This is a genomic window from Massilia sp. 05N420 (genome assembly GCF_056397205.1).
The window spans coordinates 61973-84418 of record NZ_JBFTMX010000001.1 but is presented as its reverse complement, the minus strand read 5'-3'; the positions used below and the strand labels follow the sequence as shown (position 1 = coordinate 84418).

The window sequence follows — 22446 nt, the reverse complement described above, 5'->3', positions numbered from 1 at the left end:
CTGTGTCCCTGCCCTATTCTTTGCTCAGATTGCCGTCGCGCCTGCGCCAGATCCCCAGCGGATTGTTCTCCCTCAGCGCCTCGGGCAGCAGCGATTCGGGCAGGTTCTGGTAGCACACCGGGCGCAGGAATCGATTGATCGCACCGGTGCCGACCGAGGTGCTGCGGCCGTCGGCTGTGGCCGGGAACGGGCCTCCATGCACCATCGCGGTCGACACTTCCACCCCGGTCGGGAATCCGTTCGCCAGGATGCGGCCGACTTTGCGCTCGAGGACCGGCAGCAGTTCCTGCACCGCGTCCCAGTCGGCCTCGTCGATCTGCAGCGTCGCGGTGAGCTGCCCTTCGAGCCGCTCGGCGATGCTGCGCATTTGCGCCACATCCTTGCACGCCACAAGCAGCGAGGCCGGGCCGAACACCTCGCCGTGCAGTTCATGGTTCTGCAGGAAGTCCTCGGCGCTGCTGCGGAACAGGGCCGCAGCCCCTCGTCCTTCCTCATGCCCAGGCATGATGACGGTTTCGACCGCTTCGTGGCTGCACAGCGCGTCGACACCTTCCCGATAGCTGGACGCGATCCCGCGCGTGAGCATGGTGCCTGCCTGCGTACCGCGCAGCCCGTCGGCCGCGCTCGCACAGAAACGTTCCAGGCCCGCGCCTTCGATTGCCAGCACAAGGCCAGGGTTGGTGCAGAACTGTCCCACGCCCAGCGTGAGCGAAGCCGCGAAGCCCCTGGCGATGTCTTCGGCACGATTGTCGAGCGCGTGCGGCATGAGGAACACAGGATTAATGCTGCTCATTTCGGCATAGACCGGGATCGGCTGGGGGCGCGCGGCGGCCACCGCCATCAGCGCCGTGCCGCCCGAACGCGAGCCGGTGAAGCCGACCGCCTGGATCGCCGGATGCGCCACCAGGCGCTGGCCGATCCTGCTTCCCGTGCCGGTCAGGAACCCGAACACGCCGGCCGGGAGGCCGCACTGTTCGACCGCCTTGGCGACGGCGCGCGCCACCAGCTCCGAGGTGCCCGGGTGCGCCGAGTGCGCCTTCACGACCACCGGGCAACCGGCTGCCAGAGCGGAAGCGGTGTCGCCGCCGGCGACTGAGAATGCAAGCGGGAAGTTACTGGCGGCGAAAACGGCCACCGGCCCGACCCCGATCAGGCGCATGCGCAGGTCCGGACGCGGCGGCGTACGCTGGGGCAGCGCGGTATCGATGCGGGCGTCAAGCCAGGACCCTTCGCGCAGCAGCTCGGCGAACATCCGCAACTGGCCCACGGTCCGTCCACGCTCACCCTCGAGGCGCGCGCGCGCAAGGCCCGACTCGGCCATCGCCCGTTCGATCAGGGCGTCCCCGATCGCCAGGATCCGCTCGGCCACGGTTTCCAGGAAGTGCGCACGCGCCACGGCTGTGGTATTGCGGAATGCATCGAAGGCCTCGCCCGCCATCCGGCAGGCGCGGTCGACCTGCCCGTCGTCCACCATGTGGAACCCGGGCTCGATGTGTTCCTGCCTGTTGGGGTCCCATGCCTTGAAGGATCCCGCGGTGCCGTGCTCGCACACGCCGCCGATGATGGCTTCACCAGTAATCGTCATAACTGCTTTACTCCCGCAAAGGTGGTTGGAGTCACGGCAAGCCGGTTCCGCAGTGCGGGACCGAAGCCCTCGGCGGCGATCTCGAAGGTTTCGCCGTCCCTGACCTGGATGCCGTCCGCGAAGCTCAGGGTCGCGGTGCCGAAGAAGTGGATATGCACGTCGCCGGCACGCTTGAACAGCCCGTACTTGAAATGGTGGTGTTCGAGGTTGGCGATGGTGTGCGACATGTTCTGTTCGCCGGACAGGAATGCCTTCTCCCAGCGCACTTCTCCTTTCGCGTCGCGGATGCGCGATACACCCGCCACATGCGCCGGCAGTTCTCCCACCCGCAGGGCCGGACCGAGCCCACAGTTGCGCAGCTTGGAGTGGGCCAGGTAGAGATAGTTCTGGCGTTCGGTCACGTGGTCCGAGAATTCGTTACCCAACGCGAAGCCGAGGCGCCAGGGCTGACCGTCCTCGCCGATCACGTACAGGCCGGCGATCTCCGGCTCTTCGCCGCCGTCCAGCGAGAAGTCCGGCATCTCGATGGCCTGTCCGCCGGCGCGTACGATCGAGCCGTCGCCCTTGTAGAACCATTCCGGCTGCACGCCCGGGCTGCCCGCTGCCGGCTTGCCGCCTTCGACGCCCATGCGGAACATCTTCATGCTGTCGGACAGCGATTCGACCTCGCCGCCGATCTTCTTGTGCATGGCGTCGCGCGTGTCGGCACTGCCCAGGTGGGTCAGGCCGGTGCCGGTGACATGGCAGTGGGCCGGATCGGGATGGTCGAGCGGGGGCAACAGGCGGCCCTCCTTCGCGATGGCTTCATAGGAATCCGCGACGGCGCCGGCAGCGGCGACGGCCAGCCCGGCAAGGCCCCGGCCTGCGGCGACGGCGGCCAGCGCCAGTTCCAGGGTCGAGGCGAAGCCGGCGAGCGGCGCGACGCCGTCGCCGTTCAGGATGCCGACACGGCGTTCGCCAGCGGCCGTGGTGTATTGAATCAGCAGCATGTTCCGGTATCTCCCCTCAATGCGAATGCCTGGGCACGGCGGAGCCGCGGCAGCCGACCAGGAAATCGAAGTCGCAGCCTTCGTCCGCTTGCAGCACGTGCTCGAGGTACAGTCCAGCGTAGCCGGTCCGCGGTGGCGTCTTGTGGCCTTCCGCGCGGTCCGCCAGCCGGGCCCTGATCTCCTCGTCCGGAACGTCCAGGTGCAGGCGGCCGTTCCTGCAATCGAGCTCGATGTAGTCGCCGTCCCTGACGATACCCAGCGGACCGCCGGCCATCGCTTCCGGTGCGACGTGCAGCACCACGGTGCCGTAGGCGGTGCCGCTCATGCGCGCGTCCGAGATGCGCACCATGTCGGTGATGCCGCGCGCCAGCAGCTTTGGCGGCAGGCCCATGTTGCCGACTTCCGCCATACCCGGATAACCTTTCGGGCCGCAGTTCTTCATCAGCAGGATCGAATTCTCGTCCACGTCCAGCTCGGGGTCGGCGATGCGCTGCTTGTAGTGGTCGAAGTCCTCGAACACGACTGCCCGGCCGCGGTGCTGCATCAGGTGCGGCGATGCGGCCGAGGGTTTCAGCACCGCGCCGCGCGGCGCCAGGTTGCCGCGCAAAATGCAGATGCCGCCATCGTCGATCAGGGGTGTGTGCAGCTTGCGGATGACTTCATCGTTGTAGATCGGCGCGTCGGCGCAGTTCTCCCACAGCGACTTGCCGTTGGCGGTCAGCGCGTCCGGGTGCGGAAGGAGTCCTCCCTCGCCCAGGCGGCGGATCGTGGCCGGCAGGCCGCCGGCATAGTAGAACTCTTCCATCAGGTAGCGTCCCGAGGGCAGCAGGTCGACGATGGTCGGGGTGCCCTTGCCGATAGTCGTCCAGTCTTCCAGTTCGAGCGGCACGCCGATGCGCCCGGCGATCGCCTTCAGGTGGATCACCGCATTGGTCGAACCGCCGATCGCGGCGTTCACCCGGATCGCGTTCTCGAAATTCTCGCGCTTGAGGATTTTAGAGAGCTTCAGGTCTTCGTTGACCATCTCGACGATGCGGATGCCGGACATGTGGGCCAGCACGAAGCGGCGCGCGTCAACCGCGGGAATCGCGGCGTTGTGTGGCAGCGAGGTCCCGAGGGCTTCGGCCATGCAGGCCATGGTCGAAGCCGTACCCATGGTGTTGCATGTGCCGGCCGAACGCGAATGGCCGGCTTCGGCGGCGAGGAAGTCGTGCATCGTGATCTGGCCGCCCTTGGCCTGCTCGTGCAGCTGCCAGACGGCGGTGCCGGAGCCGATGTCCTTGCCGTTCAGCTTACCGTTCAACATCGGGCCGCCCGTCACGACGATGGTCGGGAGGTCGACGCTGGCCGCGCCCATCAGGAGGGCCGGGGTGGTCTTGTCGCAGCCGACCAGCAGGACCACGCCATCCATCGGATTGCCGCGAATGGATTCTTCGACGTCCATGCTGGCCAGGTTACGGGTCAGCATGGCGGTCGGGCGCAGGTTCGATTCGCCGTTCGAGAACACAGGGAATTCGACCGGGAAGCCGCCGGCTTCCAGGATGCCGCGCTTGACGTGCTCCGCCAGCTTACGGAAATGGGCGTTGCAAGGGGTGAGTTCGGACCAGGTATTGCAGATGCCGATGATCGGCTTGCCCTGGAATTCATGATCGGGGATACCCTGGTTCTTCATCCAGCTCCGGTACATGAAGCCGTTCTTGTCCTGGGTACCGAACCACGCCGCGGATCGCAGGGTGGGCTTCTTCTTTGTCTCGGACATTGTTTCCTCGTCGTTCATTCTGCGTGCATGCCGGCGGCATGCGTGTTCAAAGCCCTTATCTGCTCGGCGAAGCGAGCGACAGCGCGGCGTGCGGCCCCGTCGATGATCTCGTGCGGGCGGCCATCGCCGRCACGCCATTCAGGAGGCTGTTCTTTCATCAGGCAAGCGACGAACACGTCGGCGACGCATGCGGGCGCGGGTGCCAGGATCCGCTCCAGCAATGCGCGCCACTCGCCTTCCTTGGTCCATTGGCGCCCGCGCCTCCAGACCGTCTCCCTGTCCGCCAGCAAATCCGCATGCAGCAGCTCGAGAGAAGGCGACAGTTCATGCTCGAACGCGTGTTCCGCCATCCGACACAGGGCCTGGCCACACGCCAGATGCGCCGTGGAGAGCGCGGCCAGCGCGATCCCGGACGCCTCGCGGCGGCATTCGAGGATCTCCTCCAGAATGGCGCGCTTGTCGCCGAACCTCGCGTAGATCGTGCGGGTGGCAACCCCTGCACTGCTGGCGACGAGCGCAAGGCTTACCTGGTGGTAGCCCTTTTCCAGGAACAGCCGTTCAGCCACCGCCAGCACGTGCAGGTCGCGTTCCACCTGCCGCGCCAGGGGCGTGCGTCCCGTACTCCGATGCGAACAGGTCTCCATATCAGGCTGCCGGAACGCCCGAAGCCAGCACTTGCTGCTCGATGGTTCCGAACGGCAGCTCGCCGTCGCGGGTGCGCGCCCGCATGCGCACCCGGTCGCCAAAGCGCATGAAGGAGGTGCGCGCTTCGCCGTGGTCGATGATCTCGATCACGCGGCGCTCGGCGATACAGGCGGAGCCCGTCTCGCGCGCGGCATTCGATACGGTGCCGGAGCCGATGACGGTACCCGCGCCAAGCCGGCGTGTGCGCGCGGCGTGGGCGATGAGATTGCCGAAGCCAAAGCTCATCTCGCCGCCATTCGGGTGCCCGAAAGGCTCGCCGTTCCATTCGACCTCGAGATCGAGGTGCACACGGCCGTCGCGCCATGCGTCGCCTAGTTCGTCCGGTGTGATCGCCACCGGCGCAAAGCTGGTCGACGGCTTCGCTTGCAGGAAGCCGAAACCGCTCTTCATCTCGCGCGGTCCGAGTGCGCGCAGGCTCCAGTCGTTCAACTGGACCAGCAGCCGCACCGCACCAAGCGCCTGCCGCGGCGAAGCTCCCATCGGAACGCGATCGACAATCACGCCGAACTCCCCCTCGAAGTCGATGCCGAGCGCTTCATCGGGCAAGGGAACCGGATCGCAAGGGCCGAGAAAATCGTCCGCGGCGCCCTGATACATGACCGGTACCGTGTCGAAATCCGGGATCGGCGGCGTGTTGAAGGCACGCTCCATCAGGCGGCCGTGGTTGAGGAAGGCGGAGGCATCGCACCACTGAAACGATCGCGGCAGCGGCGCCAGGCAGCGAGCCGGCTCGAAAGCCACGGCGCGTGCCGCGCGGCCGGCGTTGAGCCCGTCGGAGATCTGCTGAAGCTGTGGCGCCAGGCGCTCCCAATCCTGGATCGCGTGCAGCAGGTTTGGCGACAATGCGGATACGTCGACCGCGCTGGACAGGTCGCGCGAAACGACCATCAGGCATCCGTCCGGCTGACCGTTGCGGTAGCTGGCCAGCTTCATCGCGGCGCTCCGCTGCGCGGCAGCGCGAGCAGCGCGTCGTCGACGATCGCGACCGCGCGCGTCCAGCCGGCCGAACCGCGCCTGACCTTGTGCGGGAAGCAGCTGATATAGAAGCCGTGGGCCGGCAGGGCTTCGAGCTTGTGGAGCTTCTCCAGGTGGCAATAGCCGATGTCGCGCCCGGCCTTGTGTCCTTCCCAGATCAGGGAGGTATCCCCGGTCTCGGCGATTTTCTTCGCGGTGTACGAGAACGGCGCGTCCCAGCTCCAGGCATCCGTGCCGGTCAGGCGCACGCCGCGCTCGAGCAGGTACATGGTCGCCTCGTAACCCATGCCGCAGCCGGCCGACACGAAGTCGTCATGGCCATAGCGACTGCCGGCGCGGGTGTTGACCACCACGATGTCGAGCGGCTGCAGCTCATGACCGATGCGCTTCAGTTCCGCCTCGACGTCCGCCGCGGTCGCGACATACCCGTCCGGGAAGTGGCGGAAGTCCAGCTTCACGCCGGGCTGGAAGCACCATTCGAGCGGCACCTCGTCGATCGTGATCGAAGGCTTCTTTTCGCCGTTCTTCGCATCCATCGTCGAATGGAAGTGGTAAGGCGCATCCAGGTGGGTGCCGCTGTGGGTGGTCATGGTCACCCATTCGGCGGCGGCTGCCTCGCCGTCCGGGTAATCGGCAGCCGTGGTGCCCGGGATCATGGCCATGAATTCGTGCAGCGTGTCCGTGTGCTTCTGGTAGGTGATCTTTGGCGCCAGCGGCGGCGGATCGGACAGCACTTCGTTTTCCAGGTAGATCGACAGGTCGATGAATTGACGGGCCATGGGACTTCTCCTTAAATCGGCGCGGCCAGTGCCGCAAGCGTGGCGCGCATGATGCGCGCGTGTTCTTCCTTGTCGCCGCCGGCGATTTCGATCTCGCCCAGACGGCCCGAGTTCTGCACCACCATGCGGCAACGCTCCCAGCGCCGCGCCAGATAGCGGTCGAGCGCCTGGTCGATGCTGCCTGCCTTGCCGAGCTCGTCGGCAAGGACGAGTGCATCCTCGATGCCGATGCAGGCTCCCGATGCCATATGCGGCGTGGTCGCATGCACCGTGTCGCCGATCAGTACTACCCTGCCCCTGTACCACGGGCTGGGCATGAAAATGGTTTCCAGCGGCCGGTAGATGATCTGCGACTGTTCGCCCAACTGTTCACGAACGCGCTGCAGGAGCGGTGCCGGAAACGGTGCCAGCAAGGCTTTCAGACGCGGCAGGAATTCAGCCGGGTCGATGAACTCGTTGGTGGCGCGGTCTTCCGTCACGAACAGGTACATCTCCTCGCGCGACACCGGGTTCAGGCCGGGCTTGACCTTGGTGCCCATCCACATCATCGTGCCGTTCACGTCCGCGGCACGCGGGAGCACCGCGCGCCAAACGCCCTGCCCGCTGTAGCGGGGTTCGGGCGCATCCGCAAACAGGGCCGGGCGCAGCTTCGAGTACAGGCCGTCGGCACCGATCACCAGGTCGTAGCGAGCGTCACGGCCGTCCGAGAAGGTCACGTTCACCCCGCCGCTGTCCTGCTCGAACGAGGTGAAGGTGCAACCCAGGCGCACCTGGGCGCCGGCCTTGCGTGTCGCATCGGCCAGGATGCGCGCCAGCACGGGACGCATGACGGCGCCATTGCCCGGCACCTCGGGACCGGCGAGGCGCGGCGTCGGCAGTTCCGCGATTTTCTGGCCGGTAGGAATGAACAGTTCAACGCCGTCCGATGCCGCACCCTCGGCCATGAAGTCGTCGATGACGCCGAGCTGGACCAGCGCGCGCATGGTGGCGCCACCCAGGCTGATGCCGGCGCCGTACGAACGCCAGCCGGGGTCGATCTCGACCAGCTCGACGTCGATGTCGCGCTTGCGGAGCTCGATGGCGGCAGCCATGCCGGAAAAACCGCCGCCGATGATGAGCACCTTCTTGACTGGCGCTGCCATGTTATGTCTCCTCCTCGCCTAAAGGGCGAATGTATATATGCCGGTCGGGTGTCGTCATGAGTCTGACGCGCTGGAGCGATTGCCCGAGGCACGGCCCAAGTACGCAGGACCCGCTCTCGATGTCGAACTGGGCGCCATGGGCAGCGCACACGATGCGGTTGCGCTCGTAATTCAGGTAGGCGTCCTTGCGCCAGGCCATCGGCGTACCGCCGTGGTGCGGACAGGCATCGCGCCAGCCATAGACTTTGCCGCCGTGGCGCACCAGCAGCACCGTGTCGCGCCCGTCGTTCCAGGGATCGAAACCACGCGACTCGCGCTCCGGAAGTTCATCGTCACGACACAGGAACGCCGCCTCTTGCGCCATGGCCGATCCTCAGTGGCGCTCGGCCGCGCCAGCCGCGCCGGGAGGTGGGCCGCCGGGCGCCCACTTGTCGCGCTGCTGGAACAGGAACAGCTGCGAGGCGTCGGCGCTCATCGGCACGGCGCGCGCGGTCCAGCCGGCGTCGTGCAGGTCCATGTCGGCGTCGTACTCGACGTGGCAGCCGAGCGGGCTGTTGAAGTACCAGAACCAGTTCGAACCCATCTTGTGGCGTCCCGGTCCCCAGAACGACTGGTAGCCCTTGTTCACGAAACGGGTGCCGGCCTGCAGGACTTCGGTCGGACCGCCCATATGGAAGGTAAAGTGCTCGCAACCCTTCATGAACGGCGGTGTCTGGATCAGGAACAGGGTGTGATGGTCATCGGTCCCGACCGGTTTCAGGAACGGGCCGGCGCCCAGCAGGCGGTCGGTGCAGGCAAAGCCGAGGCGCTCGACGTAGAAGGCTTCCGCCTTGGCGGCGTCCGGCACGAAGTACACCACATGCGACAGCGTGCGCGGCAGCGCCGCGGCGCCCTCGTCGACTCCCACCACGTTGGCGGGACGTCCGGCCGGTGCGTACGGTGCATTGATCGCTTCCGCCGGCAGGTCGAGCGGACGGCGCACGGTCACCTGGAATCCGAGCGCGAAACCCATGTCGTCCACGGTCTCGATGCTGCCGTCGGGGAGGCGCTTCACGTCGCGGTCGCGGCCCAGTTCCTCCGCGATCGCGCCGAGCGCATGCTCGTCCGCCACCCCGTAGATCGTCTTGCGCAGCATGCTCGCGGTGCCGAGGGGTGCCGGCAGCTTCGGATCGTCCTTGTGCGCGAGGACGACCGCGGTCCCGTCCAGCGCCTCGAAGCGGCCGCCGTTCGCATCCAGGCCGACCGGTGTCAAGCCGTAGTCGGTCAGGTATTGCGCGCAGGCGGGGATGTCGTCGACGCCGAAAACCAGGGCGTCGGGTCCGATGATGTTCATGTCATCTCTCTCTTTGCAGGATCGTGGAATTACAGGGCGGTTCGTCCGCCCAGGGTCTCGGCCACCCAGTCGGCAATATAGGCGCCGGCATTGGCCGAGTTGTCGAAACTGGAGTGCTGCACGCCGCCTTCACGTCCGGTGAAGACCTTCAGCTCTCGCTTCGGGCTGTTGACCAGCTGCTCGTAGGTGCGCTCGGCCCAGTGCAGCGGGATCTGCGAATCCTTCTCGCCATGCGTGACCAGGAAGGGCACCTCGATGCGATCGAGGATGCCGTCCAGGTGGACGTTCTCGGCGATCCGCATGAAGTCCTCCTGGTCCTTCGCGCCCCAGACCCAGCGCACGTGCTCCCAATAGTGCGGCACCGGAAAGCTGCCCTCTTTCGCCAGGCGCTTCTTCTGCACGTCGCGCCAGTCGTGGTTCGCGCCCCATACGACGCCGCAGGCGAAGCGCGGCTCGAAAGCCACGGCGCGCGGGCAGTAGTAGCCGCCCAGCGACACGCCCTCCAGCCCGATGCGTTCCGGATCGACGTCGGCGCGCGTCTCGAGCCAGTCGACCACCTTGCCGGCCCAGCGCTCGCTGTCGTAGACCGCGTGCATGCCATGCAGGCGCAGGGCCTCGCCGGTGCCCGGCTGGTCGATCACGAGCGAGGACACGCCGCGCCTGGCCAGCCACGCAGGTAGACCGACGCGGTACTTCATCTCCTTGGTGGAATCGAGGCCGTTGACCTGCACCAGGATCGGCGCCGCGCCATCGACGTTCTCGGCGCGCACGTACAGGCCCGAAATATGGGCGTCGCCGTATGGAATCTCGACCCGTTCGCAGTTTTCGCCCGACAGTTCGACGCCGCGGGCGAACACGTCGAGGAAGCGCTGGTACAGTTCGGCACGGCCCGGCGCACCATGCGCCTGCAGGCGCTCGGCGGTCAGCAGGTAGATTGCGGCACGGTTGTACTTGTCACCGGCCGAGATCAGGCGGCCACGCGCCTCGTCCTCCTCGGCCAGGCCGCACAGCTTGTCGGCCATGCGGCTCCAGGTCTCGCGAAAGGCCTTCGTCCCGGCGGCATCGGGCTGCTTCGCCGCTTCCTGCAACGGGGCGCACATCTCTTCGATCTCGCCGATCCGGGCACCCATCTCGATCGCCAGGTCGACCGAGAGGTTCCACACGTAATTGCTTGGAAAATACTTGAACATGTTTTATCGCTTATTAGTTAAATCAGGCTGTTTCGCTTGCACGGGTGACGCATGCATGAACAGTCCCATGCCGGTTCAGACGTCGATAATTTCCATGCTTTTGCGGATACTGGCCAACTTCTCATGCCCTGCGGCCGGACTCCACTCATGGCTGATAAACCCTTGATAGTCGAGGCCTGCGATCGTCTCCGCGATGAAGCGGTAATTCAGTTCCTGGGTTTCATCGATCTCGTTACGGCCGGGGACCCCGCCGGTATGGAAATGCCCAATGTGCCGGCCGTTTTTACGGATGAAACTGGCGACGTTTCCGTCCATGAGCTGGGCGTGGTACAAGTCCACCAGCAGCTTTACGCGGGGCGAATTGATGCGTTCCACGATGTCGAGTCCCCACGGCAGATGGTCGAACATGCTTCCGGGCGGATTCGGTGGTCCGCCGGCGTAGCCCGAATTAATGTTTTCGACGACCAGCGTGACACCGCGTGCCTCCGCGTGCGAACGCACGCCCGCAAGGAACGTCAAGGCATTGCGCTTGCCTTCGTCGTAGCCGATATCGCCCCGGGTGCCGCAGGTGACGATGATGTTCGGTATCCCGTTCGCTGCGGCAGCGTCGATACGATCGTGCAAGGCGGCGCCGAACGCCCCATCCATATCCCGCGTGCCGATCGCGTTCCAGCCGGGCGGTCCTTCCGGTGGACGGCCCGGCCCGGATCTACCGCCACCATGGTCGACTCTCAGCAAGGACATGGTCAGCCCATGTTTCTTCAGCATGGGCCAATCGCCGGGGTTGCTGACAAAATCCAGACCCTTGATACCCAGGGAGACCGCCATCCGGCATGTGTCCTCGATGTCCGCTTCGAACAGGTTCGGCGTCAGTCCCTGGCGCAGGCGCCCCTTCAAGGGAGGGAAGACCGGATAGGCTTTCCCCGGTGCCTGCGCGCACGCCGATCCAACCGCCAGCGTTCCCGCCAGCGCCGCAATCGACGCGAGGAACTCCCGCCTTCCGGCACGGCCCCGACCCGCTGTCGAAGACGCCGCATTACCTTCGGAGCATCGCTCATTCACCATCATCACACCTATTGGAAGGATTGCCACCTGCGCCTGGTGCCGCCCGCGGCGCCAGGCGCACCGTTCCCCGATCAGAAGTTGTAGCCGACGCGCACACCGTAGGTGCGCGGATCGCTGATGAAGAAGCCGCCCGGGACCCGGCTCTCGATCTTGATCTCGTCCTCGATGTTGCGGACGTAGGCCTGCACGGTCCAGTGGCCGCCGGCGTCCGTGTAGACCAGCGAGGCGTCCGACTTGTGGGCCGACGGCTGGCGGTAGCGCACGTTCGCGGCCAGGTCGCTGATCAGGTACGAGCTGGTGAAGTGGGTACCGACCGTGGCCGCGACATCGCCGCCACCCGCCACCGCGAAGTGGTGGGTGTAGCCCAGGTTGGCGGTCGTCGTCGGCGCGCGGTCCAGGTGCTGGCCCGAGTAGTCGACGTTGGCCGAGGGCTTGTAGTTCTTGAACTGAGCGTCGGTGAAGGACATGGAGCCGCGCAGCTCGCCGTCTTCGCCGATCCGCATCTTGCCTTCCAGCTCGAGCCCGTCGACCTTCGAGTTGGCCGCGTTCACCGTGTAGGAATCGCAGGTGCTCGGGTCGTTCGTGCGGCACGAGGTCGAGGTCAGCTGCTGGTCCTTGTAGTTGTAGTGGAAGGCGCTGGCGGCCAACTGGACCGTGTTCTCGAGGAAGCGGCCCTTGACGCCGGCCTCGTAGGCGGTCAGCGTTTCCGGCTTGTAGCTGCCGGCCGCCTTGGCACTGTTGAAGCCGCCGGCCTTGTAGCCGGTCGAGACACTGGCGTAGGCCATCACGTTGCGCAACAGGTCATGATCGATGCCGACTTTCCAGCTCGTGTTCCTGAATTTCACGTCCGCGCTGTAGGCCTGGTCGCTGGTCGTGGCAGGCGGCACCGCCGCCGCGCCGCCGAGCGGGTCATAGCCGGTCTTGCGGTCGCGCGTTCCGCGCAGGCCCACGGTCAGGCGGGTATCGCTGCGCAGCGAATAGGTGGCCTGGCCGAACGCCGCGTTCGACTTGTTGGTGATGCGTGCGTCGAAGGGCTGGGTGACGGTAAAGCTGCCGAACGGCGCGGTGATGTAGGTGTTGTAGGACGAGTCGCGGTTGATCGTCTCGTTGAAGTAATAGAGGCCGGCCACCCAGCGCAGCGGACCGCTGCCGGTGGAATTGAAGCGCAGCTCGTGCGACAAGGCCCGGCTGTCGCCGGTAAGCGCATTCACGAACGGGAAGCCGAAGTAGATACCGTTGTTCACCTGGTCCAGGTACAGGCGCATGCTGGCCAGCTGGTAGGTGAGGTCGACCGCACCGACGCGGGTCTTGAACTCGCCCCGGAAGGAATCGGCGCGGTTGTCGCGGTGTGCGTTCGCGTCCTGCTTGAACAGCGCCGCGGCGGTGCGTTGCACGTCCGAGCCGCGGTCGACGTAGACCGGGTTCTGGATATTGTTGCCGGTACCCGGCGGGGAGAACGGCAGGTTCTCGACCAGGGTGCCGGTGAAGAAGTTCGTATTCGGCACCGGCGCCGGCGGGCCGCCCTGGATCTTGCTCGACTCCGCCGTCAGCAGCAGGCTGGTGTCGGCGCTGAACTTGCCGAGCAGGTGCAGGCGGGCCGATTTGTCGTCCTGGCTTTCCAGGTCCACCTTGTTGGGACCAGGGTTGAGATAAGTATCATGCTTGGCCGTGCTGAGGGCGGCGCGCAATGCCCACATCGAGTTGATCGGCACATTGATGACGCCATCCAGGCGGCGCGTCTTGTAGTTGCCGATGTCGATGCCGATGCTGCCTTCCAGCTTGTCGGTCGGCTTGTTGGTGATGAGATTGATGGCGCCGGCGGTCGCGTTGCGGCCATACAGCGTGCCCTGCGGGCCGCGCAGCACCTCGATGCGGTCCAGGTCGAAGAAAGCGGCCGTCTGCGCCTCGTAGCGCGGCACGTAGGCGCCGTCGATGTGGAAGGCGGCCGAGGGGTCGCCCTTTTCCGTCATGTCGAGGCTGGTCACGCCGCGGATCGCCACCTGCAGCATGCCGCTCTCCTTCGAGATTTCCACGTTCGGCAGCATCTCCGCCATGGCGCGCGCATCGGTCACCCCCGCTTCCTTCAGGTCCTGGCCGGACATCACCGACAAGGCCACCGGCGTCTTGCTTGCCGGCTGCGCGACCTTCTGCGCGGTGATGATCACTTCGGTGATGCCTTTGGACTTGGCGTCCTGCTTGGGTTCATCGGTTTGCGCGATGGCCGCATTTGCTACAGACAGAAAACCGGCCGCGAACAAGGCCTGGGCCAGAACGGACAGCGAAGGGGCTTTCATTAATCATCTCCTGTTAATTCGGCAGTTCTAACGGCTGCCGTGGGCTTGTCGTGTGAAAAATAGTATTTTCTTTCCCAGGTTTTCCCAACGCCAAAATATGGATTTCAACTATCGACGCGGTGGATACCCGGGCGGCGTAACATCGATGGCGCAGCGGGAAAACCCGTCCCTTCCGGACGAACGGATCCGCCGGGCGCGGCCAGGCCCGTCCGGATTCGCAATGACATGCTTGACGCTTAATTTGCCGGCAATGGCAGCCAGGCGCCGCCTTCGCACGACGAGGCCTGCACGGTCTCGATGAAGAGCACCCCCCGCAGGCCGTCGGCAATGGTCGGGAACCAGGCCTCGCCCGGGGCACCGCCTGCGCCCCCGCCGTGTCGCGCCAACAGGTGGTACGCCACTTCGCCGTAGAGGGATGCAAAGGCTTCGATATAGCCTTCGGTGTGTCCGGCCGGCACCCGGCTCATGCGCCGCGCGGCTGGATGGGTCGCCGGGCCGCCGCGCGCCAGAATGCGCGTCGGCTCCCCCAGCGGGGTCCACGATAATTCGTTCGGCTGCTGCTGGCGCCATTCGATTCCACCCTTGCTGCCGAAGACGCGGATCCTCAGTTCGTTGGCATTGCCCGGCGCCACCTGGCTGGCCCACAGCATGCCGCGCGCGCCGCCGGCATAGCGCAACAGGACCTGCACATCGTCGTCGATGGCGCGGCCGGGCACGAAGGTGTTCATCTGGGCGCACAGGGACTCCACCGGCGCGCCCACGATGGTATCGGCCAGGTGCCAGGCGTGCGAACCGATGTCGCCGATCGCGCCGCCGCCGGCCCGTGCCGGATCCGTGCGCCATTCGGCCTGCTTCTGGCCGGACTGCTCCAGCGCTTCGGCCAGCCAGTCCTGGGCATACTCGACCTGCACGACGCGGATCTCGCCGAGCACGCCCTCCTTCACCATCGCGCGCGCCTGGCGCACCATCGGATACGCCGAGTAATTGTGGGTCACCGCGAAGATCAGGCCATGTTTCTCGGCCAGCGCCTGCAACGCGCGCGCGTCCGCACTGTTGGTGGTCACCGGCTTGTCGCAGATGACGTGGATGCCCGCTTCCAGGAAGGCGCGCGCCACCGGCGCATGCATGTGGTTGGGCGTGACGATGCTGACCGCCTCGATGCCGTCCGCGCGCGCCGCCTCAAGCCGCGCCATCTGCGCGTAGTCGTCGTACACCCGGCCCGGGTCCAGGCCCAGGGCTTGCCCGGAGCGGCGCGACACCTCCGCGCTGGACGAGAACGCGCCGGCCACGAGTTCGTAACGGTTGTCCAGCCAGGCCGCGTGGCGGTGTACGGCGCCGATGAATGCGCCCTCGCCGCCGCCCACCATGCCGAGGCGGATGCGTCCGGTCATGCCCTCCTGGCCGCTCATTGCGCTTCTCCCGTCATGCCCAGCATGCGCTGGTTGCGGCGCGCGTCGCCGGCGCTGCCGGCGAAATCGTCGAAGGCCTTGTCCGTCACGCGGATGATGTGATCGCGGATGAAGCGCGCGCCTTCTTCCGCGCCCTGCTCCGGGTGCTTCAGGCAGCACTCCCATTCGAGCACGGCCCAACCCTGGAAGTCGTACTGGGCCAGCTTGGAAAAGATCGCCTTGAAGTCGACCTGGCCGTCGCCCAGCGAGCGGAAGCGACCGGCGCGATCGACCCAGGGCTGGTAGCCGGAATAGACGCCCTGGCGCGCATCGGGCCTGAACTCGGCATCCTTGACGTGCACGACCTTGATGCGCTCGTGGTAGCGGTCGATGAAGCCCAGGTAGTCGAGCTGCTGCAGCAGGAAGTGCGAGGGGTCGTAGGCAATGTTCAGGCGAGGATGATTGCCGACCCGCTCCAGCAGCATCTCGAAGGTGGCGCCGTCGAACAGGTCCTCGCCCGGATGCAGTTCGAAGGCCAGGTCGACGCCGGCGGCGTCGTAGGCATCCAGGATCGGCCGCCAGCGGCGCGCCAGCTCGTCGAATGCGGTCTCGATCAGGCCGGCGGGACGCTGCGGCCACGGGTATACGAATGGCCAGGCCAGCGCCCCGGAAAAGCTGATCGACGCCTTCAGGCCCAGATTGTCGGACGCCTTCGCCGCCAGCAGCATCTGCTCGACGGCCCAGCGCTGGCGCGCGGCGGGATTGCCGCGCAACTCCGCCGGGGCGAAGCCGTCGAAGGCTTCGTCGTAGGCCGGATGCACGGCCACCAGCTGGCCCTGCAAGTGAGTGCTCAGCTCGGTGATCGCCAGGCCGTGAGCGGCCGCGATACCGGCGAACTCCTCGCAGTAGGTCTTGCTTTCGGCGGCGAGCGCCAGGTCGAACAGGCGCTTGTCGTTCGAGGGCAGCTGCACGCCACGGTAGCCGAGCTGGCCGGCCCAGCGGGTGATCGCCGCCCAGTCGTTGAACGGTGCGGCGTCGCCGGCAAACTGCGCCAGGAAGATCGCCGGCCCCTTGATCGTCGTGCTCATGCGCGTTCTCCTGTTATCCGGCGACGGACAAGTCGGTCGTGCACGAGGTCACCGGACTCCAGGGCAGGTAGGAAATCCTCAATTGCACCGCCGCGCTGACGCTGTGCCGGCCAGGCGCCAGGCCGCCGCGCTGGCGCACGGACACCTCGGCCACTTCACCGAATTCCCAGCGCTCGTCGTAGGTGGTCTCCAGCTCGTCCAGGGTCCAGGTCTTGCCGCGCACCGTGAAGCGCAGGTCCTCGCGCGGAACCTTCTGGCCGTCGACGCTCAATGYGATGTCTTCGACCGCCGACAGAACCTGGCCGCGGTAGTACGGCAGGCGCAGGCCCACGCGCCAGCCGGCGGCGCCTTCGGCATCGCGATCGTTGCGCAGCGAATCGGGGTAGATGATGTGTTTGTCGTACATGCTGGGCTCCTTATGCCGTTTCGCCCAGAAGGCGCTTGAACATCTCTTGCTGGCGGCGCACCTGCTCGCGGCCGTCGACCTCGAAAGCGTCCTCGATGTGACGCTGGCCCTCGTATTCGCTCGACAGATGGCCCTCGTAACCGCCCTCGATCAGCACCGGGATGATCTCCTCGTAGGGAATCGCCGGCTCCTTGCCGGTGTCGTCGATCTCGTAGAACTTGGCGTGGATATTGAAGATCCAGGGCATGAATTCCAGCATGCGGCGCGGATTGCTCCAGATGTTGTGGCGCAGGGTCTCCGCCATCTGCAGGTCGACCGGATTGCCGCCCAGCTTGCGTACGTCCATGATCACGTAGTCGGGCAGCACGCGCGCCTGGTGCGCCTCGAGGATGAACTCGACGATTTTCGGCGTCGCGCCCATGCGCAGGAAGCGGTCGCGGAAGACCGGCGGATAGTGCTTGATGTACATGCCCATATCCGGCACATAGCCCACGTGGCCGGAACCGGTAGCGCGCGTCAGCTCGGTGTAGCGCAGGATCCACGGATGGTCGAAGTGGAACGGCGAGTGCACTTCGATGCCCATGCGGATGTCCAGCTTTTCCGCCAGCGGCACGCAGGCCACCACGACCTCCGGCGGCGTGTTGACGATCAGGCGCAGCGTCTTGCAGCCGATGCGCTTGGCGAAATGCAGGTCGCGCTGGAGGGAAGCCACCATTTCGTCGAAATTCAGGCGGCGGTCCTTGTACAGCTTGATGTCCATGAACATGTCATGGCACTGCGCATAGGCGCCGTGGCGCTCGAGCGACGCGAACCAGCCGTCGATCTGGTCTTGCGGCACGTCCGGGAAGCCGGTGAACGATTGTTCGCTGACGACCTCGATGCCGCGCGCGCCGAGGCCGGCGGCATGGGCAATGCAGTCGTCGAGATTCATCTTGCGCAGGAAGGTCTCGTATTGATAGCTGTACAGCGAGACGCCTCGCTTGATGCGATGCTTGGTGGTCATGGATACCTCGGTGTCGATCGAAAGTAGGATGGCGGATCTAGATGCCCGGTTGAGGGCGGACCGAGCGCGAGGCCCGGTAATGCAGCAGGAAGGCGCCGGCAGCGCAGGCTGCGGCAATCAGCCCGAACGCCAGGAAGGCGCCCTGCAGGTTGCCGACGGAGGCGCGCATCAGGTTGACCACGGCCGGCGACAGGAACTGGGCAATGAAGAACGAGCTCGCCCACCAGCCCATGCCGCGGCCGCGGTGCTCGAACGAGAATTTGCTCTGGGCCCAGGCGATCAGCGCCGGGACGATGATGCCGTTGGCCAGTTGCTGGACAAAGGCGAAGGCGAGCGCCACCTGGTAGTCCGGTGCCAGGCCGATGCCGGACAGGCCGATCGCATAGCCGAGGAACACCAGGAAGATCTGGCTGCCGGCGCCGAAGCGCGTGGTCAGCTTGAAGACGATCGCGCCCAGCGGTACGCCAATGCTGGGCAGCGCCATGCTGAGGCCGATCGATTTCGGATCGCTCACCCCGAGGTCCTTGAGCAGGACCGAGAAATTGATCACCTGGACATAGTAGATCGTCGACAGCAGCACGGTGACGCCCGTCACCAGCAGCGCGACACGGTAGGGAAACGGCGTGTCCACCGCCGCCGGCTGGGCCGCCCCGCCCTGCTTGCGGCGCGACTCGGGTTCGAACAGGAAAGCGAGACTGGCGAGCAGGATCGGAATGGCGACCGCATAGACGAGGAAGGGCCATTGCCAGCCTTGCGCCGCCAGGAAGCCGGAGCTGGCGATGGTCACGGTGCCGAGCACCGAGCCGACCACGCCCTGGATCATCAGCCAGCGGTGGCGCTCCTTCTCCTCGAAGTAGTCGGCCAGCAGTGTGTTCACCACGGTCAGCACGCCGGCCTCGCCGATGCCGATCACGAAGCGGCCTGCCACCACGGCCCAGAAATTATCGATCGCGAAAGGAACCAGACCCCCGGCGCCGTAGAACGCCATCGACCACAGCAACAGCGGACGGCGCCCGAAACGGTCGGCGATGGCGCCGGCCCCAGGGGCGAACAGGGCGATGCAGGCGCTGGGCGCAGTGATCAGGAGAGGCACCATCAGTGCCGCATTCGGGACATCGTGGAAGTGGGCCAGCAGGGTCGGCAGGGTTGGCGCCAGCGCGATGATCGCCATCACCGGCAGGAATCCCGAGATCACGAGAATCCAGCCCTGGCGCCAGTCTGCCTGGCGTTTTTGCGGGGAGGTGCTGCGCATTGTGTGTCTCCTTGTCTTGGCCGCGGCTTGATGCCGCTTCCTGTCTTACGCAGGAAATAGAACCAGAATTATGATATCGACTTATTTTGATTTTCCCAAGCGAAAATTTGGTGCTTGTGGCCGATTGTTTGGATAGCTGCTATCCACAGCATGAATAAGAACCTAGCCCGGTAGGCAGGGGGAAGCTCATGGCGATGCATGGCAAGCGTAGGCAAGGCGTGAGGAGGCCGCATGGCGAGCCATGCAACGACGAGCAACGCCGCCTACGCTTGTCAGGCGCGCCAGGAGCGACCCTTGCCTACCGGGATAGGTTCCAAGCTAGCTGCGCATGGTTTCGATCAGCCGGGCCGATCCCAGTGCCCCCACTCCGAGCAGGCCGAGGAACAGCGGCAGCACCTGCAGGTAGGCGTCCGCATAGGCTTCGGCCGTGGCGCCATCGAGACCATGGAAAAACGCCAGGCCGGCCAGGGCCACGCCGAACGCCGCGGCGATTTGCTGCACCGTCGTCAGCAGGCCGGCCGCGACGCCGGCGGCGGACACCGGCACGTCGCGAAGGGTGGCATTCGACAGCTGCGGACCGCACAAGCCCAGCCCGATGCCCATGCCGAACTGCGCCGCGACGAGCAGCGGCCAGGACAAGCTGCCGTGCAAGGCCAGCGCGCACAGGCACAGGCTCGTGACGAAGGCAACAATCCCGCCCTGCAAGGTACGCACGCCGATACGCCGGTTCAGCCGGGGCCCCAGCAGCGTGATGGCGGTCATCGCGCCGGCCGCGATCGGCGCGCAGGCATAGGCCATTTGGGATGCCGACAGGCCCCTGCCCGTCTGCAGCACGAAGGTCATCACCAGCAGATAGCCCGGCATGATCGGGTTCACGCACAAGGTGCACAGCAGGCCGAGCGTCACCTTGCGCCGCCTGAACAGCGCCGGATCCACGAGGGCGTCGCCGCTGCGCGCCTGGCGTCTGCCCAGGTAGCGCCAGGTGGCCCACGCCAGCGGCAGCGCGCACGCCAGCATCAGCACCAGCGCCGGCGGCCAGCCGCGCGACGGGCCTTCGATCAGCGGCGTCAGCAGCGCGAACAGCAGCAGCACCGACAGGCCGGCGCCACGCAAGTCCACCGGCACCGCGCTCACGCCGCGTCCGGGCGGCAGCAGCAGCGCACCGGCGGCGAGGCTGGCCAGGCCGATCGGCAGGTTGATCAGGAAGGTCAGGCGCCAGCCCAGGCCCAGCCAGTTGGCGTCGATCAGGAGCCCACCGACGATGGGCCCGAGTGCCGCCGAGAAGCCGCCCAGGAAGCCAAACACGGTATACACCTTGTAGCGCTCCTCGGGTGGATACATCACCTGCACCAGGGCCATCACTTGCGGCACCATCAGCGCCGCGCCGGCGCCCTGCAGCAGGCGCGCCACCTGCAGGCTCAGCGTGTCCGGCGCGAGGCCGCAGGCGACCGAGGTCGCCGTAAACGCGGCAATCCCGATCAGGAACATGCGGCGGTAGCCATGGCTGTCGCCGAGCCTGCCGCCGACGATCAGCAGCACGGCGAACGCCGTCGCATAGCCGGCCACGATCCATTCCAGCGCGGTTTTCGAGGCGTGCAGCGTGGCGCCGATCGAGGGCACGGCGACGTTGACGATGCTCGTGTCGAGCAGGTCGATCACGAACGCCAGTGCGACCGCGATCAGCGCCAGCGTGCGGCGCCGGTGGCTGTACCCCGCGGCGGCATGGTGTGCGCTGCCCTCCGCATTGCTGACGGCTTCATTCATTCTGCATTCTCATATTCGGTTCAAACGTGGCGCGCGACCTCGACCACGCGGTCGCGCAGCCAGCGGATGGCGGGGTCGTTGTTGCGGTGCCGGTGCCATTGCAGCGTCTGCACCAGGCGCGGGATGCGCGGCGGCGGCTCCCAGACCTTGATCGGCAGGGATTCCTGGGCGCGCAAGGCGATCCGCCGGTGCACGGTGGCGATGCGGTCGGTGCCGACCACCAGCGACGGCAGCCCGACCATCGTCGGCGCGGTCACCTCGACGCGGCGCTTGACGTCGTAGCTCTCGATGAACCATCCGTCCAGGGTCGGCAGCGGGTTCGGGCTTGCGAAGGTCGGGATCACATGCCCGCAGGAGAGGTAGTCGTCGAAGGTCAGCCGGTCGCGGATGCGGCTGTGGCCGTCCCATGTCACGCACAGATAGTCTTCCTCGAACAGCACGGCGGAAGGGTGTTCCTTGGCGAGATATTGCGACGGGATCACGAGGAAGTCGGCGTCGTCGTGCTCCAGCACCTCGGCTGGCTCGCGGTCGTACTGGTGGCGCAAGCTCAAACGGATGCCCGGCGCCTGGCGATACAAGGCTTCCAGCAACGGCGGCACCAGCACGGCCGTGGTGTAGTCGGAGACCAGGATGGTGAAGGTCCGGGTCTCGTTCGCGGGATCGAACTGCGGCTGGGTGGCGATGGTCGTGTCGATGCGCATCAAGACTTCGCGCACCGGCTCGACCAGCTCCTTCGCGCGGGGCGTCAGCACCAGCTGGCGTCCCGAGCTGACCAGCAGCTCGTCGTTGAAGTAGTCGCGCAAGCGACTCAGGGCGCTGCTGGTCGCGGACTGGCTCAGGTGGATCTTCTCCGCCGCACGGCTGATGTTGCACTCGGTCAGGAGCGCGTTCAGCACGACGAGCAGGTTCAGGTCGAGCTTATTGAATCGCATGGCGAATCATGCCGGCAAGTCCAGCGCACGCCGCGTCAGGTCGAGCGAGGCGCCATCGCCGACGCTCGGGAAGTATTCCAGGCCGATGTCGCCCGCATACCCCTTCTCGCGCAATACCTTCATCACCTGCGGCCAGTCGATCGTGCCGGTGCCCGGCTCGTGGCGGCCGTCGGTGTCGGCGACCTGGACGTGGGCGACGTAGCGGATCCGCCCGCCGATCGCTTCGGCCAGGTTTTCCCCGGTCTGCGCGGCGTGGTAGACGTCGGCCAGCAGGCGCAGGCCCGGGCTGTCGACCGCTTCGACGATGTCGAGGCCGCGCTTGATGGTGTCGACGAACATGCGCTGGCCTTGCAGCAGCATGTAGACCGGTTCCAGCCACAACACGGTGCCGGCAGCGGCGGCCATGTCCGCGGCACGGCGCAGTACCGCGACGGCGGCGTCGAACTGTTCCTGTTCCGGCACCCCGGGGCGGGTAAAACCGGATGCGAGCACCATGCCGGCGCCGGGAAAGCGCCGGGCCACGGGAATGGCGTCGGCCACCGCGGCCAGCACGCGGTCGTGGTCGGCCGGGTCGACCAGGCTGCAGCGCGGCTCGATGCAGAAACTGCGCAGGCGTACGCCGGTATCGTTCAAGGCCTGCTCGATCGCGTCGAGCGGCTTCTCCCGCCACAGGTGGAATTCGACCCCGGGCACCCCGGCCTCGTGCGCGGCGCGGATGCGCGACGGCAGATCGTCATTCCCATTGGTGAACATCCATTCGATACATGCTGCGAATTGCATAGTGGTCTTTCCCAAAA

The 22446-nt window shown here is 66.2% G+C and carries 20 protein-coding genes; all 20 read right to left on the bottom strand.

The window, feature by feature from the left end:
- Positions 1–13: 13 nt before the first annotated feature.
- Positions 14–1585, bottom strand: coding sequence for an aldehyde dehydrogenase (NADP(+)) (locus AC1DIX_RS00420; protein WP_477321124.1), 1572 nt, complete (start codon positions 1583–1585; stop codon positions 14–16).
- On the bottom strand, positions 1582–2574 hold the full coding sequence (araD1, locus tag AC1DIX_RS00415) for an AraD1 family protein (RefSeq protein ID WP_477321122.1): 993 nt from the start codon (positions 2572–2574) through the stop codon (positions 1582–1584). The genes AC1DIX_RS00420 and araD1 overlap by 4 nt, the downstream gene beginning before the upstream one ends.
- Before the next feature lie 16 nt (positions 2575–2590).
- Positions 2591–4333, bottom strand: a complete 1743-nt coding sequence (locus tag AC1DIX_RS00410; protein WP_477321120.1) for an IlvD/Edd family dehydratase — start codon at positions 4331–4333, stop codon at positions 2591–2593.
- Positions 4334–4347: 14 nt separating this feature from the next.
- Positions 4348–4926, bottom strand: a complete 579-nt coding sequence (locus AC1DIX_RS00405) for a TetR/AcrR family transcriptional regulator (protein ID WP_477321118.1) — start codon at positions 4924–4926, stop codon at positions 4348–4350.
- 52 nt (positions 4927–4978) lie between these two features.
- Complete coding sequence (locus tag AC1DIX_RS00400) at positions 4979–5971, bottom strand: fumarylacetoacetate hydrolase family protein (protein ID WP_477321116.1); 993 nt, start codon at positions 5969–5971, stop codon at positions 4979–4981.
- Positions 5968–6792, bottom strand: coding sequence for a cyclase family protein (locus tag AC1DIX_RS00395; RefSeq protein WP_477321114.1), 825 nt, complete (start codon positions 6790–6792; stop codon positions 5968–5970). The genes AC1DIX_RS00400 and AC1DIX_RS00395 overlap by 4 nt, the downstream gene beginning before the upstream one ends.
- 11 nt (positions 6793–6803) lie before the next feature.
- A complete protein-coding gene (locus tag AC1DIX_RS00390) occupies positions 6804–7934 on the bottom strand; it encodes an FAD-dependent oxidoreductase (RefSeq protein ID WP_477321112.1) in 1131 nt (376 codons plus the stop codon).
- 1 nt (position 7935) lies between these two features.
- Entirely contained in the window at positions 7936–8298 is a 363-nt protein-coding gene (locus AC1DIX_RS00385; RefSeq protein ID WP_477321110.1) for a Rieske (2Fe-2S) protein, read from the bottom strand.
- 9 nt (positions 8299–8307) lie between these two features.
- Positions 8308–9267: a VOC family protein gene (locus AC1DIX_RS00380; protein ID WP_477321108.1), complete on the bottom strand. Its 960-nt coding sequence runs from the start codon at positions 9265–9267 to the stop codon at positions 8308–8310.
- 29 nt (positions 9268–9296) lie between these two features.
- Positions 9297–10457, bottom strand: a complete 1161-nt coding sequence (locus AC1DIX_RS00375; protein ID WP_477321106.1) for an alpha/beta hydrolase family protein — start codon at positions 10455–10457, stop codon at positions 9297–9299.
- A 75-nt stretch (positions 10458–10532) separates the two neighbouring features.
- Entirely contained in the window at positions 10533–11525 is a 993-nt protein-coding gene (locus AC1DIX_RS00370) for a TIM barrel protein (RefSeq protein ID WP_477321104.1), read from the bottom strand.
- A gap of 68 nt (positions 11526–11593) precedes the next feature.
- Positions 11594–13816 carry a TonB-dependent receptor gene (locus AC1DIX_RS00365; RefSeq protein ID WP_477321102.1) on the bottom strand — a complete coding sequence of 741 codons (2223 nt, stop codon included), beginning with the start codon at positions 13814–13816 and terminating at the stop codon, positions 11594–11596.
- 236 nt (positions 13817–14052) lie between these two features.
- Positions 14053–15225, bottom strand: a complete 1173-nt coding sequence (locus tag AC1DIX_RS00360; protein WP_477321100.1) for a Gfo/Idh/MocA family protein — start codon at positions 15223–15225, stop codon at positions 14053–14055.
- Positions 15222–16292: a sugar phosphate isomerase/epimerase family protein gene (locus AC1DIX_RS00355; RefSeq protein WP_477321098.1), complete on the bottom strand. Its 1071-nt coding sequence runs from the start codon at positions 16290–16292 to the stop codon at positions 15222–15224. Before AC1DIX_RS00355 ends, AC1DIX_RS00360 begins: the two co-directional genes overlap by 4 nt.
- A gap of 13 nt (positions 16293–16305) precedes the next feature.
- A complete protein-coding gene (locus AC1DIX_RS00350) occupies positions 16306–16698 on the bottom strand; it encodes a C-glycoside deglycosidase beta subunit domain-containing protein (protein ID WP_477321096.1) in 393 nt (130 codons plus the stop codon).
- Between the two features lie 10 nt (positions 16699–16708).
- Complete coding sequence (locus AC1DIX_RS00345) at positions 16709–17701, bottom strand: sugar phosphate isomerase/epimerase family protein (protein WP_477321094.1); 993 nt, start codon at positions 17699–17701, stop codon at positions 16709–16711.
- A 37-nt stretch (positions 17702–17738) separates the two neighbouring features.
- On the bottom strand, positions 17739–18953 hold the full coding sequence (locus tag AC1DIX_RS00340) for an MFS transporter (protein WP_477321092.1): 1215 nt from the start codon (positions 18951–18953) through the stop codon (positions 17739–17741).
- A gap of 318 nt (positions 18954–19271) precedes the next feature.
- Positions 19272–20717: an MFS transporter gene (locus AC1DIX_RS00335; RefSeq protein ID WP_477321090.1), complete on the bottom strand. Its 1446-nt coding sequence runs from the start codon at positions 20715–20717 to the stop codon at positions 19272–19274.
- Positions 20718–20737: 20 nt separating this feature from the next.
- A complete protein-coding gene (locus AC1DIX_RS00330; RefSeq protein WP_477321088.1) occupies positions 20738–21649 on the bottom strand; it encodes a LysR family transcriptional regulator in 912 nt (303 codons plus the stop codon).
- A 6-nt stretch (positions 21650–21655) separates the two neighbouring features.
- Complete coding sequence (locus tag AC1DIX_RS00325) at positions 21656–22429, bottom strand: TIM barrel protein (protein WP_477321086.1); 774 nt, start codon at positions 22427–22429, stop codon at positions 21656–21658.
- Positions 22430–22446: the final 17 nt, after the last annotated feature.

What these genes read in the sequence shown, in the direction of transcription:
- AC1DIX_RS00400 (WP_477321116.1), bottom strand. Translation starts at nt 5,971, where the DNA reads ATGAAGCTGGCCAGCTACCGCAACGGTCAGCCGGACGGATGCCTGATG.
- AC1DIX_RS00365 (WP_477321102.1), bottom strand. Translation starts at nt 13,816, where the DNA reads ATGAAAGCCCCTTCGCTGTCCGTTCTGGCCCAGGCCTTGTTCGCGGCC.
- AC1DIX_RS00335 (WP_477321090.1), bottom strand. Translation starts at nt 20,717, where the DNA reads ATGAATGAAGCCGTCAGCAATGCGGAGGGCAGCGCACACCATGCCGCC.
- AC1DIX_RS00330 (WP_477321088.1), bottom strand. Translation starts at nt 21,649, where the DNA reads ATGCGATTCAATAAGCTCGACCTGAACCTGCTCGTCGTGCTGAACGCG.
- AC1DIX_RS00360 (WP_477321100.1), bottom strand. Translation starts at nt 15,225, where the DNA reads ATGAGCGGCCAGGAGGGCATGACCGGACGCATCCGCCTCGGCATGGTG.
- AC1DIX_RS00355 (WP_477321098.1), bottom strand. Translation starts at nt 16,292, where the DNA reads ATGAGCACGACGATCAAGGGGCCGGCGATCTTCCTGGCGCAGTTTGCC.
- AC1DIX_RS00340 (WP_477321092.1), bottom strand. Translation starts at nt 18,953, where the DNA reads ATGCGCAGCACCTCCCCGCAAAAACGCCAGGCAGACTGGCGCCAGGGC.
- araD1 (WP_477321122.1), bottom strand. Translation starts at nt 2,574, where the DNA reads ATGCTGCTGATTCAATACACCACGGCCGCTGGCGAACGCCGTGTCGGC.
- AC1DIX_RS00420 (WP_477321124.1), bottom strand. Translation starts at nt 1,585, where the DNA reads ATGACGATTACTGGTGAAGCCATCATCGGCGGCGTGTGCGAGCACGGC.
- AC1DIX_RS00345 (WP_477321094.1), bottom strand. Translation starts at nt 17,701, where the DNA reads ATGACCACCAAGCATCGCATCAAGCGAGGCGTCTCGCTGTACAGCTAT.
- AC1DIX_RS00370 (WP_477321104.1), bottom strand. Translation starts at nt 11,525, where the DNA reads ATGATGGTGAATGAGCGATGCTCCGAAGGTAATGCGGCGTCTTCGACA.
- AC1DIX_RS00380 (WP_477321108.1), bottom strand. Translation starts at nt 9,267, where the DNA reads ATGAACATCATCGGACCCGACGCCCTGGTTTTCGGCGTCGACGACATC.
- AC1DIX_RS00395 (WP_477321114.1), bottom strand. Translation starts at nt 6,792, where the DNA reads ATGGCCCGTCAATTCATCGACCTGTCGATCTACCTGGAAAACGAAGTG.
- AC1DIX_RS00325 (WP_477321086.1), bottom strand. Translation starts at nt 22,429, where the DNA reads ATGCAATTCGCAGCATGTATCGAATGGATGTTCACCAATGGGAATGAC.
- AC1DIX_RS00410 (WP_477321120.1), bottom strand. Translation starts at nt 4,333, where the DNA reads ATGTCCGAGACAAAGAAGAAGCCCACCCTGCGATCCGCGGCGTGGTTC.
- AC1DIX_RS00375 (WP_477321106.1), bottom strand. Translation starts at nt 10,457, where the DNA reads ATGTTCAAGTATTTTCCAAGCAATTACGTGTGGAACCTCTCGGTCGAC.
- AC1DIX_RS00385 (WP_477321110.1), bottom strand. Translation starts at nt 8,298, where the DNA reads ATGGCGCAAGAGGCGGCGTTCCTGTGTCGTGACGATGAACTTCCGGAG.
- AC1DIX_RS00390 (WP_477321112.1), bottom strand. Translation starts at nt 7,934, where the DNA reads ATGGCAGCGCCAGTCAAGAAGGTGCTCATCATCGGCGGCGGTTTTTCC.